The sequence below is a fragment of the Acidovorax sp. HMWF018 genome (assembly GCF_003061035.1).
Lineage (GTDB): Bacteria > Pseudomonadota > Gammaproteobacteria > Burkholderiales > Burkholderiaceae_C > Acidovorax > Acidovorax delafieldii.
Window position 1 is genome coordinate 1 of the sequence record NZ_QAIM01000036.1, and the last position, 1,121, is coordinate 1,121.

Annotated in this window: 1 pseudogene; it reads left to right on the plus strand. The window is 64.7% G+C overall.

From position 1 onward, the window contains the following. Positions 1–933, plus strand: a pseudogene (locus tag DBR23_RS01080) (IS91-like element ISPps1 family transposase); the annotation flags it as partial. Positions 934–1,121 lie beyond the last annotated feature (188 nt).

The window sequence follows — 1,121 nt, forward strand, 5'->3', positions numbered from 1 at the left end:
GGCGAGGGCGATGCTGATGCGACCCCTCGAATCTCATCGCCGGGTGTCATCTTTCACGCGGCCACCGGCATCGATGCGGCTACCGTGGCCCCAGTGCAGACCACACTGCAAAAACGCATCCTGCGCGCCTTCGTTGCTCGGGGCCTGCTGGAGAACTGTGACGCCAAAGACATGCTGGGCTACAAACACAGCGGCTTCTCGGTGGACGCCGGTGTCTGCATCGAAGCCCACGACCGCGCTGCGCTGGAGCGGCTGCTGCGCTATTGCGCGCGTCCACCGTTTTCCATGGAGCGCCTACGCAAAGAGGGAAGCAAACTGGTGTACCGCTGTGCCAAACAGCGCAGCGAGCCCACCAGTGACAAGCGTGGTGCCAAGGCAGATGAGCTGCACCTCACACCGCTGGAACTGATCGACCGCATCGCCGCGCTGGTGCCACCGCCACGCACCCACCGGCACCGCTACTTTGGTGTGCTGGCACCAAACTCGCCGCTGAGAGCGGCGGTAACGGCGCTGGCTCAGCCTGCTGCGTCGCAACCAGCCACGGTGGAGACTGCACAACCTGGCGCGGGCGTACCTGGGGTGGCGGCGCCGGGCAACGCGGCCACACCCACACCCGAACCTGAAGCACGCCCGAAGCGAGCGGCGCATTACTTGTGGGCGGTGCTGATTGCCCGCATCTACGAGGCATTTCCGCTGCTGTGCCCCATGTGCGGTGGGCAGATGCGCATCATTGCCTTCATCACCCACAGCGCCGAAATCCGCCACATCCTGAACCACATCGGGGTGGAGTCTGCCCCCCCGCACATCACCCCGGCACGCGGGCCACCGCTGTGGGAGGGCTGCGACGCGCCGGTGGATGATGGTGCGCAAGGCGAGCCGGATTGGGATCTGGCAGCTCAACCCGACGAGGTAGACCAGCGCGTCAATTGGTGACCCAGTGAAGCGGCGGTATCCATCGCTGCGGGGAAGCAGCTGCGCGCGCGCCAGGCCCAAATGCATACTGCCTCCCAAGCTCTTGCCATTGAGCGGCAAGCGAGCGCTCAACCTTCCTTGGCCGAACGTGTTTCGAGGCCCAAAACTCGTGCCATACTTGGCCTCATGCGGTTGAATTTCCTATCCGT